Source organism: Streptomyces sp. 3330 (genome assembly GCF_031456635.1).
GTDB lineage: Bacteria > Actinomycetota > Actinomycetes > Streptomycetales > Streptomycetaceae > Streptomyces.
In genome coordinates this window covers 1-14,038 of record NZ_JAVDVA010000054.1, presented here as the reverse complement: position 1 = coordinate 14,038, position 14,038 = coordinate 1, and the positions used below count along the sequence as shown (strand labels likewise).

Below are 14,038 nucleotides of genomic sequence, written 5' to 3'. Positions count from 1 at the left end.
GCGCTACGACAAACGGGCCTACACCTACCTCGGCACAGTCACCCTCGCAGCACTCATCATCTGGCTCCGCACATGATCCGAGAAACAGCGCCTAGAGCTCGTAACACGATCTTGTTGAGGTGTGCTGGTTGGGCGTGACCAGTCTGACGATTCGGCCGTTTGTGATGCTGTGAGTACTCGGCCGTGGATCGTGGACGACGACTTGTGGGCGCTGATCGATCCGTTGTTGCCGTCCTGGCCCGAGCGGTCACCAGGTCCGCGGCCGGTGGCGGATCGGGTCTGTCTCCAGGGCATCCTCTACGTCCTCTACAACGACATAGCCTGGCGACTCCTACCGTTGGAGGGTTCGGCTCCGGACAGACTTGCTGGCGCCGCCTGGAGCGGTGGCAGCGGGCAGGAGTCTTCGACCAGCTGCACCGCATCCTGCTCGCCGAGCTGAACGCGGCCGGCCAGCTCGACTGGTCGCGGGCCTGCGTGGACGGCTCCCATGTCCGCGCGAAAAAGGGGGTGCCGACACCGGTCCGTCGCCGGTCGACCGACGCAAGACGGGCAGCAAACACCACCTGATCTGCGACGGACGCGGAACTCCGCTCAAGGTCATCACGACTGCGGCGAACGTCAACGATGTCACTCAGATCCTCGCCCTGGTGGACGGCATCCCACCCGTCGCCGGCCGCCCCGGTCGTCCTCGAAGGCGTCCAGAAGCCCTGCTCGGAGACAAGGGCTACGACTCCAATCCGATCCGTGAAGAGCTCCGCAAGCGGCGGATCCTGCCGGTCATCTCCCGCAAGGGCGCCCCGAACATCAAGGGCATGGGCAAGCTCCGCTACGTCGTCGAGCAGACCTTCGCCCTGCTCCACCAGTTCAAACGCCTGGCCGTTCGCTGGGAACGCCGAACTGAACTCCACGATGCCTTTGTCTCATTGGCCTGCGGCCTCATCTGCTGGAGGCGACTGAAGAAGCACCGATCATGATCGGGTCACGAGCTTTTGGCTACAACTCACACCACTCACCCAGCGGGCCTGCCGCCCGCGTCTGGGTGAAGTCGCGCACCAGGTTCCACGCCCGATCGGTATCCAGGACAAAGTCGCCCGTGAACGCGGCAAGGTCGTCCATGATCGGGACTTCGACCTCGGCGCCCGAGGGCACGGTGCCGTCTCCTACGAGCAGAGACATCCGCTCGGTGTCACTCATCAGATGGACGACCGCGTGATCATCTCGGAAGGCCAGGATCAGCACCGGGTACTCCCTGTTCGGCGAGCGAACCTCGACGTACCCCTGACCGCGGGAACGCAGGTCGTTGAAGCGGTCTGACAGATCCTTCACCTCTGAACGTCTCTCAATCGGATGGAACAGTCCCGAATCCGGCGACGTCGCAGCCCACACCACACTCATCCAGCCCCCCTTCCCCACAACGTCATCGCCCACGTTCCAGGGCTACGCTCCCACGCTCCACCACGACACGACTACCGGGACTGGATCGCATGATCGTGTTACGAGCTCAAGGCGGTCATGCAAATAAGTCCCGGACCGACTGATTCGGGACTCGCGGCAGTGCGGGACGCTGCTGCTACGGGTCAAACGCCAGGTGCTCGATGTCCGTGAACCGGACTTCGTCCACGCTGTCACCATTACCTCGGGTGCGAGAGAACGACAGACAGGCGCGTGGGAGGTAAGTAGCCCGCAGCGAACCGTGCCTGACAGGCATTTAAGCCAGCGAGCGAGGAACGCCTTGGAAGCCTCGGCTAGCCCTTCGAGGAACGTGTCGCGTGAGCCGGCGAGGTCCACGATGTGGGCCTTGACCCCCATGTCATCCAGTGCCTTGGCCACGGTCCTGCCCGATAGCCAGGAACGATCCCGCTCACGGGACCACCCGCCGGTGACTACCGCCACAGGTGCGCTTCTTTCGGCGGGGTCGAGGGGAACGATGCGCATGGAGGTCTCCATCTGGTCTCTGGGTCAGGCCCTCTGCTGCCGAGCGGGGAGCCCGGCATCGGAGTCGGCGGCAGAGGGGTGGAACCCCGCGCGTGACGGTGGGCATGGACGAACAACCGTCGCGCGGGTGTCAGAAGGATGCTGCTGAAAGCAGGTCGGGAAGCGCTTCGTGGGGCACCGGGCCGGGCCGGTGCCGGGCCAGCAGGTCCCGCAGCGGCCCCGGGGGCACCAGCCGGTCGCCGCGCAGCGGGCGCAGCCAGTACGGCTCAGGCGGCTGCGTGCAGGCCATCGCCGGCAGCGGCATCTGGTGAGGCCTGCCCAGGCACACGCCGTACAGGTGTGGTTCCCCCGTCTGGCTGGTGCCGGGCGGGACGAGCCAGAACAGGCACCCCTGGTCGCGGTCTTCGATGACGGGGCCGCCGCGGCCGCCCTGTTAGGCCAGGCAATTGGACCGTACGGCACCCGCGCGGGGGATGGACGCGCTTCGCTCCAGGTGTTGCCCGCTGCGTATGCAGGCTGCCCGTGTATGGCCGGGGCGCGAGGCCGGTGTGTACGGGGCCGGCCTGACCTTGCTTCGCCTGCGGCGCCGTAGTAGGTCCGGCTTGGGACCCCGGAGGCGCGGCACTGCCGGTCCGGGAGTCGGCGGTGGCACGTCAGGGGCGAGCCGCGCGGTACTCAGAGCACTTGCCGGGCCTCGTGATCACTGGTCCTCCTGCTGTTCCGCGCTTCGGGGGAGTGGCAGAAGAAGGGCTGGATGAGGGCCTCGGTAGTGTTGCGGGCAAGGACCACTCGATCATGGACCTGGTCCTACCGGCGGATGGTCACACGGTGGCGCAGCCTGCTGGTGAAGACGGTGCCCGGCGCGGTTGGTGACGAACGAGGAAGTGGGGACACACGTGAACAGCAGTGCTCCAGGGGCGGTGGCGGACCGGCTGGGATCTGGCAATCCGCCAGTGCGCCGTGCAGTGCGCGACGCCTCCTACGGATGCGGTATGCGGCCATGCTTCTGACACGTGTACGGATCACGAACTACCGGTCCATTGCCGAGTGTGACGTCCGGCTCGGGCCGCTGACGGTTCTCTCGGGGCCGAATGCGGCCGGTAAGTCGAACTTTTTGGACGCGCTTCGCTTCGTACGGGATGCTGTGCGCTCGTCGCCGGGACAGGCTCTGGAGCCGCGAGGCGGCCTGGAAGAGGTTCTCCACACGTCGTCAGTGGGCACGCAGGCCGACTCCTTCCGTATCCTGCTGGACCTCACCATGGCTGTCCCCAGGCCAGGCAGCGAGCAGGAGAGGCTGGATGCTTCCTACCTGCTCGAAGTGAGTGCCGACCCTGGGGGTGACGGCAGGCCCGGCGTCAGGCGGGAAGAACTGTCATTCGTCCCTGAGGTGCCCGACTGGCAGTTGCGCTCCGACAGCTGGCGCGAAGACCCGCCCCTGTTGAAGGGCGCCGGCGGGCCGGGCCGTCCGGTCGCCCGCAGCCTGCACTCCATGCGCTTCTATGAACTGCACACGCCGGTGTTGCGGGAAATCGACCAGACACCAAGACGACGCGGTGATGTCGTGCTCGGTGAACAGGGACAGTATCTGGCACGGGTTCTGCAGTCCTTGGACCGCCGCCAGCCCTGGGTCAAGGACACCATCGACGGCTATATCTCCACCATGATCGATAACGCGGCGGGGCTGGACGGTAAGGAACTCGAGGAAGCCGATGTGGCCTACGTTGTCGGGCGTTTCATCGAGGACGGCAGCCTCAAGAAGGTCGACCGCCGGTCGCTGTCCGACGGCACCCTGCGTCTGGCCGGTGTCCTAGCCGCGCTCTTCCAGTCCCGCGCTCTGGACGGGTCGATCCCCTTCATCGGCATCGAGGAGCCTGAGATCTCCCTGCACCCTCCGGTGTTGGGCGCCCTCTACGACGCCCTCGTGGCCGCCTCGGACAATACGCAGGTGATGGTGACGACCCAGAGCGCCGATCTGCTGGACAACCCCGCCGCTGACCCGGACCACCTGCTGGTCGTCCACGACGACGGCCACGGCAGCACCATCGGCCCGATTGACGAGACTGGCCGCCGCTTGCTCGCCGACGGTGTCCTGACCCTTCCCGAGCTCCTGCGCAGCGGTGAAATGCGCCCAGGACGCAACCTGCCGCACAGCCAGCGGGAGGACGGCCTCCAGTGAGCAACCTCTACCCTGTGATCGCATCCGTGGTTGAAGGCCACGGGGAGGCGGCGGCCCTCCAGGGCCTGCTGCAGCGGCTCATCTCCCACCTTCGCGAAGACGCCTACGCCCACGTCCTGTCTCCCCACCGTGTTCCGCGTGACCGGATACTCAAGCCCGCCCCGCTTGCGCAGGCCCTCACCATCGTCACCGCACGCCAACCTCAGCCCACCGCCGTGCTCGTCCTACTGGACGCGGACGACGAATGCGCCGTCGAACTGGCCACCCAGGTCCACGAACTGGCGCAGACCAGCCACGCGCACGTCCCCCTGACCGCGGTCGTGGCCGTGCGGGAGTTCGAGGCATGGTTCCTTGCCGGAGCCGCCGGGCTGGCCGGACACATGGGGCTGCCCAACGACCTCGCCCCTCCGCCTCAACCAGAATCCATTCGCGGCGCCAAGGAATGGCTCTCCGCCCGCATGCCGGCGGGCATCACCTACCGGCCCGCCGCACACCAGCCGTCCTTCGTCCAGCACTTCGACCTCGACGCAGCCCGGAACGCCGCACCCTCATTCGACAAACTTTGCCGAGAGCTGCTTCGCTTCCTCGGCTGACACCAGCAGCTGCTCGGGCCCCGGGAAGATACAGACGGACGCCCTGACCGGTTAATGGCCGGCCGGGGCAGCAACCAGTGCGTCTCAGCCTGTTCTGCGCACCCTCACCCTCAGTTCCTTCACCAGGGCGCCCAACTGCGCAGCCGGTGCCTGGCTGGGAAGCCACAGGTGTCGTCGCTGCGGCCGACGATGTCCAGGACGACTCCGGGCTGAGTGGCACTCCCTTGCCGAGGTAGCCGGTCTAGGGGAAGCTGGACAGCGGTCGCGGTTCCGGCCACAGCGCCATCCACGCCGTCGACTGAGAGGAAGCGCCAGCCGGGGCGCCGAAGCTGACCCTGGACATGGACGCCGCGGAGCACCTCGGGACCTGGCTGTGCTCCCTGTGGAGCGTGGCGGCCGAACTGGACTCGTTGCTCAGGGGTTTCGGACATGGCGTCGGCGGCTCGGAAAACGGCAGCAGGGGAACGCAGTGATCGCCACACTTGCAGGATGAGCCTGTTCCACGCCGACTCCTACAGCCCCGACGACATGGTGATGCATCCTCGCCATCAGGCGATGCAGCCGGTCCTGGTCCAGCTCATCCAACAGCTCCGCGCCTGCGAGTCGGTGGAGGCCGGGGTCGATTTTCAACGTGACCTGCTCACGCGCCTGCTGGAGGTGGAGAAGGACCGCTGGGAGTTCAAGCGTGCCGTCACCCGGATGCGCAACGGCAAGCAGCCGCAACCGGAGGTCCCGGAGCTCCAGTCAGGCCGGGACCCTGTCGACATCGCGACCTGGCGTTTCGAGCACGACGTGTGCGAGCGGCTGGCTCGCCAGCTGCGCTCGGTCGGTGACGCGCTGGCCTGGCGCGTCTTCGGCTTCCACCGCCCGTTTATCCTCGCTCTGTGCCGCAACCAGTCGCCCGGCCCGATGTACGGCAAAGCGGGCCTGCCGGCAGAACTCGAACACTTCGAGAGGGCCTGCAAGGAGGACGGCACTTTCGCGCTCCTGCACGACCTGACTAACTGCCTGCGCATCGGCGACATGACGGTATGGGACGGTGTGCACCCGCCCCGCACGCAAGAGATCAAGACCAATCCGAAGAACAGCAGGAGCGTGCAACTGCGGCGGATCAACCAGGCCCGCGCGGCGGTGCTGGACGGCGGCCCCCTGCCCGGGGACAACGCCTCGGAACTGCTGTACGACCTGGACCTGCCGCTGCGCACCCACCTGGACGTGCTGCGCGTCGCCCTGGAGGGGGCCGCAACCGGGGGCATCTACGCCACGCCGGTGCCCGGCAGCCGGGCCCTGTTCGTCGTCGACTAGTACGTATGTGCCCAGCATGGCATGTCGTCCGAGCAGTTCCGCGAACGTCTTCAGCACGCCGTCGACGGCGCTTTGCAACGGGCGGGGATCGCGGCCGGCCGGGAGGACCACAACATCTGTGCCACCAGTCTGGACAGCACCGCCCTCGACCCACTGCGGGTGCCCTGGGCAAACTACCCGCTGCATCCGGTGGCCTGCGCCCGGCTGATCGGCGACTACGCCGTGGCGACCGTGGAGACCTCCGGTCCCGTACTGACCCGCCTGCTCCAGGCCACCGGCCTGGACGCACGCTGGGTCCGCCCGCCGGGCAAAGCGGACCACCTCGAGCGGGACGAGGTCATCATGGAGATCCACCAGCAGGAACGCCTGCGGTCCACGACACTGCCGGGCGGTCTGACGATGACACCGGGATGGGCACTGCAGATGCGCTGGTCCGCGCTGGACCGCTATCTGATGGAGCTCCTGCAACCAGGCACGTGGGCCGCGGGCATCAAACATGTCCTCGCTGCCCGTCAGGCCGGGCAGCCATGGCCTCACTACCGCAATGAACACGAGATCTGGGTCTAGACAGCGCGCTCCACCACGCACTGTTCAATCCAGCGGGCCAGGACACTCAAGGTCGCCAGGTGCTCCAGCGCCTCCTGCTCGGTCCAGGTCACCGCATCCTCGTGAGCGGCAACGTTCCGCAGGGCCAGGAAGGCACCGGCCGCGAGGTACTTGGCGCCATCCTGGCGGGCACGCCACGTAGGCGTGTTGGGGTCGCCATCGAAGCGCAGGCGCGTTTTCCCCGCGACGGGGTCCTTCATGTCGAAGGCCTGCATGCACAAGTCCATCTCGCCGATGTCGTGACGCCCCAGTTTCTGCTGGAGCCGGCGGTTGACGGTGCGGGCAGCAGCCAGGACGGCGTCCTGCCGGGCCTCTGCGCCCCACAGCGGGGCCGCCGGCTCCCACACCCAGGGGTGGAACTGGTCGGCGGGCAGCGTCGGTGCATCCGGTACGAGCCGGGTGGCCCATTCGTCCATGTCGGCCAGGATGCCCAGGCCCCGGTGAACCTCATGGCGGGCCATCGCTTCGCCCGCCATCTGATCCAGGTTGATCTTTTCGGCAAGCTGTGGGTCCAGGAGCCGCAGGATCTGCTTGACCGTGGGCTCTGCGCGGTGCAACTGCTCATTGAGCGCAGGATCACCTATGTAGTCGCTCGGCCTTGTGCTGCGTTCGTAGCGCAGGGCCAGGTCGGCAAACGCCTCAAGCTGCTGTCGCATCCAGTCTCGGTCCACGGCCGCATCCTAGGAGCGGGGTCTGACAAGCCCCGCTCACCAGCAAGGCCCGAGCGATTGACGCCCGCATACGTGATCAGAGGGCCATAGGGCGGGCGCAGGCCGACCGCTGAGCGCCCATCCGTTCCCGGGTGTCGCCTTCGTGGGGCTGGCATCCATGAGCGGCAGCTATCTGCCGAGGAGTTGACGGGTTCAGGCCCAGGCGGAGGTTCCCGTCGGCATGATGCCCGCTATGCATGATCTTTTGGGGAAGCTCTGGTCGATGGAGTTCGGTGCCGCGCTCCTAGGCGCCTTGGCCGGTGGGCTCTTCACCATCCTGGGGTCCTGGTGGCAGTCGCGGTATAGCGACAAGGCGGCAGCTCTGGTCCAGGCCAAAGCGAACGCCCAGCGCGCCTTCGACACACTCACACAGCTCAGGGTTCATCTTGAGGCCCAGACCTTCCTGGGCAGAGGCACGGCCGAGACCCGAGCGGCCTGGAATCGGGAACGCAAGACGCTGATCGCCACGGCTAACAGCGCGATCACGCTGCTGCCGGATGCGTACAAAGAGACACGCGGCCAGGCTCTGATGCTTCTCCGGATGATCAAGGAGTGGTATGGAACTCCCGAATGGCGAGAATACGAAGTGGAGACGGACGTTCCTCCTGTCCGAGGCTCTGAAGTTCCTGGGGTTGTTCGTCCGTGGGTCGAAGGTTCCGGACAGGCGCGATATAACCGGGGTCATCGCGGAGGCGATCCACCACTACCGGCGGGTATGGATGACCGCTGAGTTGGAGGACCTCGCTCGACAAGCCGAGGAAAGCGGCTTGGACGAAGAGGACCGGGAACGGGCCCACCAACTTGAGCAGGCGCTGGGGATCCTCTCTCCGGAGGGTTCGAACAACGACCGAGCCAGTCCAGACGCCCGAGGCGGAGTAACGGGAGACGTCTGAATGCCGGGGCGGGTCACAGTTTCAGGAAGGCGCAGGCGGCGTCCACACGGCCAGACCGAACGTGAGGGCAGGGATCCGGGTGGGGGCTTGTACGGCGGCCCGACCGCGCCGGCACCTGACCGTGCCGGTGCTGGCGGCGCGTGTGGGTCTGTGCCGTCACGGCGTGCGCGATCCGGGAACGGGGTGAGGCGTTGTCGGTGCGTGAGCTTGCACGGGAGGTCGGGATGAACAGTCCCGCGTCCGTCGTGTACCACCTGAGGAACCTCGAGGAGCGCGGCGCCCTGGTGCGTGACGGCCGTGACTGGCGCACCTGCCGCCTGTCCCGCTAGTCGACCAGCGCACCAGATCCCCAGGGGTGGTGCGTAGGGGGTTGCGATAGGTGTTGCACACGCCTGTCGCACGGTGGCGTGTTCTTGCAGGTCACCACGCCTGAAACGGCGTGGTCGGGGTGCTGACATCCCCCACAGAGCACCCCCGCGCCCACATCAGCCGAAGAAGAAGGAAGAAACAGGGCCGGGCGGGGCGTAGGGCGCGCTGCGGGGGATCGGGCGCCTGCTGGTGTTCTCGCGCGGCGGCGGGGCCGCGCGCGACCGCCGTCCTGCGGATGCCCTGCGACCGGGTACTGATCCCGGGCACGTCAGTGGCGTAACGCCTGCCGGACCATGGCTAACGTTGTCTTCTGGTCGTCGGCACCCCAGGAGACGACCTCAAGCCATGACAGGTAGCCGACGGCGGCGAAGACCAGGACTTCACCGTGACAGGCGCCGCCCTCAGTGCAGAACTGGGCTTCGGCCGCCACCACCGTGCTCGGTCCGGAAGGGGCCGACTGGACCGAAGCTGTATCGAGGTCGAAGAAGGTGGTGCCGCATCCGCATGTGCAGCGCCCCCGCTCGTACAGGTGGGGCATCTGGCCGAGGAGCGCGACATGAACCAGGTCATCACCACGGAGAAGGACATCGAGGACCCCCGCCACATCGGAGGGAAGGGCCTTGATCATGTTCGAACCCTAGCGGCCCCGCGATACCTCACACGATCCGGATTCGGGCCAACACCGTGAACAAGCAGCCGGGTTGGTTACCGACATGGAGGCACAGGCTGTGGTCCCCGGCTCGGGCAGGGTGGTGTGACTCAGCGCTTCTGTTGGCGAGTTGAGCACGTCACCTGGCCCTCGCTCTCGTGCCTGGAGGATGATGTGCGCATGCAGCTGGCCAACGACCTTCCGAACGATCGACGGGCAGAATATTTCGGCCAGTGCGCGGTGAAGATGCTGAAGGCGCTCCGCCAGGAGGATGGCGCAGACCCGTTTTCCGAGGTCACCAGCGCCGATCTGTCCGCGGAAACCGATCCCGGGCATGAAGGAATCTACGACCAGGCGCTGTCAAACGCCCTGGCCGCGATCGTTGCAGCGGAGTGGCCAGGGGAGGAACTGGACAGCGAGGACCGTGTGCACTTTGCGAGAAAACTGTTAAAGGTGATCGCAAAGAAGATTGTGCCGGACCCGGCGACGGGCCTGTACGTCATACCCGATCGGGACGCCGCCGTCCGCTCCCGATGGGAGAAGGAAAACCTTCTGCCCGAAGGCTTCTGGGACACCCGGGTAAACGTTGACCTCCTGACCGATGCGATCAACGTCAGCGGTAAAGCCCGCCATGGAAGCGGAACGGGGCGCCTTCAGCACCGTCATGTCCACGCCCTGCTTGACCTCGACCACCACCCAGCCCTGAGAACACTGCTTGCGGCCAAGTCTGACCACGATGACGAACTGGCCCAGAGCGAAGACACACGGTCGGCCGGGCAGGCACAAGCTCTATTGGCACTCATCGGAGACGAAGAGGCCACGCGCCGTGCGGAGACGGCCGAGAACCCCAACGAGTACGACCCCCGAGATAACCCTGAAGGCCACGACTTCGATGAGTGCCCGGTGTGCGGGTATGAGACCTTCTGCGTCCAGGGCCTGGACATGTGGGGGCGGGTCGGCTTCGGGCAGTGTGTCGTCTGCTCCTACAGGCGCAGTCCCAGGATCGCTGACCAGAAAGGGTTCGGCAACCACGTCGCATGGATGATGGGAAAGGACTGAACATTGAACGCTCAGCGCTCAGTCCCACTGAGCCGAAGCGCAGAAGTTGTCACCGGCGAAGCCCGCTGAGCTGGCGGGCAGAGCTGGACGAGGCAGCCTGGTTGTCACCAACGAGGCATTCGACTTGTCACAAGTACTCGTTCGGCAGCCCTTCTGTCACGGAGAAACGGTGGTTGCCCAACCGGTGGCGGCCACTACCTCCCGTGCGATGTCGACGATGAGCCGCCCCTCCGTCGCTACTCGCACAGTGTCTTCAGGGGCCCGCCGATCCAGGAGCCGTGCCTTGCGGACACTTCCCTCCAGCTCCTGTTCCAGCTCTGAGCCGCGTTCCCGGCCCACCAACCGCTCACGGGCAGTGGCGTCGGAGGAGGTGAGCAAGACCCGTGTGATCCGTACCCCACGTCCCATGGCACGTTCGAACATGCCCGCTGCCTCCGGCAGCACGCTCAAGGTGTTCACGTAGATGAGACGCCGGTATCCACGCTGGGTGAAGTTCGCCCACACGGCAGTCAGATTGCTCTCGGTGATCTCCGCGCGGTAAGGGTCTCCCTCTGGTGCAGGATGCACCTGCCCCATGAAGTCACCATCGATGATCGCGTGTGCGACAGCCGCGGAGCGCAGCAGCGCCGAAACCTCCCACCCCACCGTCGTTTTGCCGACACCAGCTCGTCCTCCGATAAGCAGTGCTTCTGCGTGGTCCATGCGGGCAGCCTGCCATCGGGCGCCCACCTCAGGCGATGCAATATCGGACCGAGGGTGACAACAAGCCCGCCTGTGTGACAACTATCGTGCTTCGGCTCACCCACAGAGGCAGAGCCTTTGTTGTGTGTGGGGCAATTAGTAGCTGACGTCGATGTAGTCGATGTCTGGCTTCGTTCACGTGAAGTAGCAAGGATTGGTCAGCACGTTGGGCAGCAGCTAGCGATCTTGATTGCTACGGATGTTCACCAGAGATGACGTCACCCGACGGTTGGGGATCGTTGATACTGGCTCTGGCCGGATTTCGTGAAGACGCCGATGCGCGACAGCTAAGCGGTCACCGAAAACTGATGGGCCGAGGGCTCTCTTCGTCGACATACTGAGGGCGGCTGTCCCAATCGCCGAAGGAGATGTGTCCATGGAGGTGCCAGGGTTCACCGTGCTGGTGATCGGATCCGGGAGCAGGGGACAGAGAGCCCTGCAGGCTGTCGGAGCGGTGACCGGACTGAGCCTGTGGCGGAGCAAGCTTCTTCTGAGTAGCACCCCCGCGGCGGTTCTGGACGAAGCCCCGCTCGACACGGCCGTCGTCGCGGCCCGGCGCCTACAGGAGGCTGGCGTGCCTGCAGCCGTCCGGTGCACGTGGTGCGACCGGACGGTGTCCCGCGACGAGACGCTGCTCGACCCAGGCCCCTGTGTATCCCGCTACTGGCCGGCGGCTCATTGCCAGGCGAACTCCCTGACCAGCTGTGATTGCGAGTTCTGCAGCACCTATGGGCCCACCGGCCTCACTCTCTGAAACCGCATCGAAGCTTTGGCTCATCCCGTAGTGGAACGATCCGCAGGGACGATCACGGCCGCTGTGACGATCCCCCGTCCGGACGGCACCACCGGCTACGTCTACGACGCCGACGGCAACGTCCTGCTCCAGACCGACCCCACCAGCACCACCCTCTACCTGCCCGGCGAACAGCTCACCCTCACCGGAACCACCACCACCGGCGTCCGCTACCTCCCCCTGCCCGGCGGCGGCACCGCAGTACGCACCGGAACCGGCACCAACTACAAATTCCAGATCAGCGACCCCCACGGCACCAGCGGCCTGTACCTCGACAACACCGCCCAGACCCCCACCTGGCGCCAATTCACCCCCTACGGCGCTCCCCGCGGCACCACCGTCAGCTGGATCGACAACCGCGGCTTCCTCAACGCCCCCGACAATGCCAACACCGGCCTCACCCAACTCGGCGCCCGCCAATACGACCCCACCCTCGGCCGCTTCACCAGCCTCGACCCCCTCTTCGAAGCCACCGACGACCAACAACTCGCCGGCTACGCCTACGCCGCCGGCAACCCCATCACCAACAGCGACCCCAGCGGGTTGTGCCCGGACGCTGACTGCCCCACACGCAACTGCCCCTCCTGCCTCAACTCCACACCAGGTAACAAAGCCAGCACCGACGCAGCGATACGTGACACCATCGGATCAGGCAACACCCCCAGCAACAAGAGCGGCACGTCCGACGCGAGTTCCGTAGGGGGCCGCGCCGCTGCCAAGGCACCACAGGTCGAGAACGGGAGGCTGCGGGGGATTCTCGCAGACATCTACATCAAGCCAGGATCCGTCCCGGCTGTGGGTGATGGGAAGGTCGGAACCGCCCTGATCTCCGAGCTTCAGACAGGTGAGCCGACCAAGAACCTGTGGCACGTTGCCGACGCTGCCGATCAGTTGACCCGGTTGGTGAAGCTTCTCGAAGACGACCGAAAGCCAGACAAGAACGTGAACCTCTCGGAGGCGGACCGCGCTGTAGCCCTGGCTGAGGCAGACGAACTCTGGAAAGCTTTGAATACCGTGGACGACGCTGGCGCGGTCACGAAACTGATAACGGATAATTCCGAAGTCTATAACTCGGTGAAATCTGCCGGAGAACGCATGTGGCGGGCGCCATAAATGAAGTCTATAACGGGTGCGGAATTCGACCTGAACCCGCGTGGCGTGCCGCGCCTGCGGGGCGAGCCGAAGCTTCCCAAGCTGCTGAACGGTGCGGGCGCCCTTGGTGACCTGTTGTTCATCGGGGAGGGAATGAAGTCCATTATGGGTGGCGATCAGACGTGTGACGTTACGGGAACCTCTCCTGTGCCGGAATACAGCTAGTATCTATCCGTAAGAGGCGGAAGCACTCCTTGAGGTAGAATCCTCGAAGGGTGCTTCCGTGTTGCGCCGGTCGAAAGGACGTCGTTCAGTGGTAGAGATCTCGGAAAATATGGATCCAGAAGATCGGGCCATCACGGACTCTGCTCTGATCCGGAAAATGTTGTGGGGGTACTTTCCGGAGCAGCGGGATGCAGTACTCGCGCTGGAGAAGGACGAGCAGGAGTATGCGCCTCCGGGCGATTCTGCGCCGGTACAGGTGGGTGCGTACACACTCGCCAGCGAGATCTTTGTCCAGGGGGTCCTGGCTCCACTTCTGGCGTCTGCTCCCGAGTTGGACGAGGAATTGGCGCAGCGGTGTGCGGACTTCTTGGAGTGCCTACTGGGCAGCGGACGAGCCTCCATTCATGAAATGGTAAGCATCAGGATCACCGACCATCTGCTGGGCTACCCGGAAAACTGGGAAAAGTTCAGAGTGTATGCAGGCAACCTACTACTCGGCGAGGTAAGGGAACGGCAACGTTATTATGAGATCCCTATCGACCGCGGCGACCAGACAGAAGACGGCGGGGCTGTTGATCATCTTCAGGTGAGCGATGCCGTGCTCGACGCGGATGCGTCGTGAGGAATGTGCTTTCCGCTGCCGCTCGTACATCTCCTCGTACCAGTCCGGAGCGTTCTTCTTGAACTTGCGGTGCGGCGGTGTCACCACCCGACCGCTGGTCTGCGCGCCTAGGCCCTGGTAGCCGGCATCGGCGAGAATTTCCACGGCGGGCCCGTCGGCCAGGAGCTTGACCAGCCCTAGGCGCTGTTTCTCGGATCTCCCTCCTTGGGTGGGGTGTTGAGGGCAGGCTGGCTCCATGGGACGCGGAGACCTGACGAATGCGGAGTGGGA

General features: G+C 65.5%; 14 protein-coding genes and 1 pseudogene. 10 read left to right on the top strand and 5 right to left on the bottom strand.

The features are described from left to right. Positions 1-169: 169 nt before the first annotated feature. Positions 170-974, top strand: a pseudogene (locus J2X68_RS39665) (IS5 family transposase). Between the two features lie 19 nt (positions 975-993). Here J2X68_RS39665 and J2X68_RS39660 read toward each other — a convergent pair. Continuing rightward, positions 994-1,395 carry a hypothetical protein gene (locus J2X68_RS39660; RefSeq protein WP_310437478.1) on the bottom strand — a complete coding sequence of 134 codons (402 nt, stop codon included), beginning with the start codon at positions 1,393-1,395 and terminating at the stop codon, positions 994-996. 670 nt (positions 1,396-2,065) lie between these two features. Next, positions 2,066-2,239: a hypothetical protein gene (locus J2X68_RS39655; RefSeq protein ID WP_310437477.1), complete on the bottom strand. Its 174-nt coding sequence runs from the start codon at positions 2,237-2,239 to the stop codon at positions 2,066-2,068. 696 nt (positions 2,240-2,935) lie between these two features. Between J2X68_RS39655 and J2X68_RS39650 the strand changes: the two genes are divergently transcribed. The 4 genes from J2X68_RS39650 (at position 2,936) to J2X68_RS39635 (ending at position 6,576) form a co-directional block, all read left to right on the top strand. Continuing rightward, positions 2,936-4,111: an AAA family ATPase gene (locus J2X68_RS39650; protein ID WP_310437476.1), complete on the top strand. Its 1,176-nt coding sequence runs from the start codon at positions 2,936-2,938 to the stop codon at positions 4,109-4,111. Then, positions 4,108-4,704: a DUF4276 family protein gene (locus J2X68_RS39645; protein WP_310437475.1), complete on the top strand. Its 597-nt coding sequence runs from the start codon at positions 4,108-4,110 to the stop codon at positions 4,702-4,704. Before J2X68_RS39650 ends, J2X68_RS39645 begins: the two co-directional genes overlap by 4 nt. Positions 4,705-5,193: 489 nt before the next feature. Next, complete coding sequence (locus tag J2X68_RS39640; protein ID WP_310437474.1) at positions 5,194-6,009, top strand: hypothetical protein; 816 nt, start codon at positions 5,194-5,196, stop codon at positions 6,007-6,009. Positions 6,010-6,030: 21 nt separating this feature from the next. Continuing rightward, a complete protein-coding gene (locus J2X68_RS39635; protein ID WP_310437473.1) occupies positions 6,031-6,576 on the top strand; it encodes a hypothetical protein in 546 nt (181 codons plus the stop codon). Here the strand turns inward: J2X68_RS39635 and J2X68_RS39630 are convergent. Beyond that, a complete protein-coding gene (locus J2X68_RS39630) occupies positions 6,573-7,286 on the bottom strand; it encodes a TIGR02391 family protein (RefSeq protein WP_310437472.1) in 714 nt (237 codons plus the stop codon). The genes J2X68_RS39635 and J2X68_RS39630 overlap by 4 nt on opposite strands. Before the next feature lie 596 nt (positions 7,287-7,882). On the opposite strand from J2X68_RS39630, the gene J2X68_RS39625 reads away from it, so the two are divergent. After that, positions 7,883-8,218, top strand: a complete 336-nt coding sequence (locus J2X68_RS39625) for a hypothetical protein (RefSeq protein WP_310437471.1) — start codon at positions 7,883-7,885, stop codon at positions 8,216-8,218. A gap of 140 nt (positions 8,219-8,358) precedes the next feature. After that, complete coding sequence (locus J2X68_RS39620; RefSeq protein WP_310437470.1) at positions 8,359-8,547, top strand: helix-turn-helix domain-containing protein; 189 nt, start codon at positions 8,359-8,361, stop codon at positions 8,545-8,547. A 308-nt stretch (positions 8,548-8,855) separates the two neighbouring features. Here J2X68_RS39620 and J2X68_RS39615 read toward each other — a convergent pair whose 3' ends face one another. Further along, positions 8,856-9,215, bottom strand: a complete 360-nt coding sequence (locus J2X68_RS39615; RefSeq protein WP_310437469.1) for a hypothetical protein — start codon at positions 9,213-9,215, stop codon at positions 8,856-8,858. Between the two features lie 201 nt (positions 9,216-9,416). Here J2X68_RS39615 and J2X68_RS39610 point away from each other — a divergent pair, with 201 nt between their 5' ends. After that, entirely contained in the window at positions 9,417-10,295 is an 879-nt protein-coding gene (locus J2X68_RS39610; protein WP_310437468.1) for a hypothetical protein, read from the top strand. A 156-nt stretch (positions 10,296-10,451) separates the two neighbouring features. Here the strand turns inward: J2X68_RS39610 and J2X68_RS39605 are convergent, their stop codons facing one another. After that, entirely contained in the window at positions 10,452-10,997 is a 546-nt protein-coding gene (locus tag J2X68_RS39605) for a hypothetical protein (RefSeq protein WP_310437467.1), read from the bottom strand. Between the two features lie 856 nt (positions 10,998-11,853). On the opposite strand from J2X68_RS39605, the gene J2X68_RS39600 reads away from it, so the two are divergent. Both J2X68_RS39600 and J2X68_RS39595 read left to right on the top strand, forming a co-directional pair. Next, positions 11,854-12,942: an RHS repeat-associated core domain-containing protein gene (locus J2X68_RS39600; protein WP_310437466.1), complete on the top strand. Its 1,089-nt coding sequence runs from the start codon at positions 11,854-11,856 to the stop codon at positions 12,940-12,942. A gap of 292 nt (positions 12,943-13,234) precedes the next feature. Continuing rightward, positions 13,235-13,768 (top strand): hypothetical protein, encoded by a 534-nt coding sequence (locus J2X68_RS39595; protein WP_310437465.1) that lies wholly within the window; start codon positions 13,235-13,237, stop codon positions 13,766-13,768. Positions 13,769-14,038: the final 270 nt, after the last annotated feature.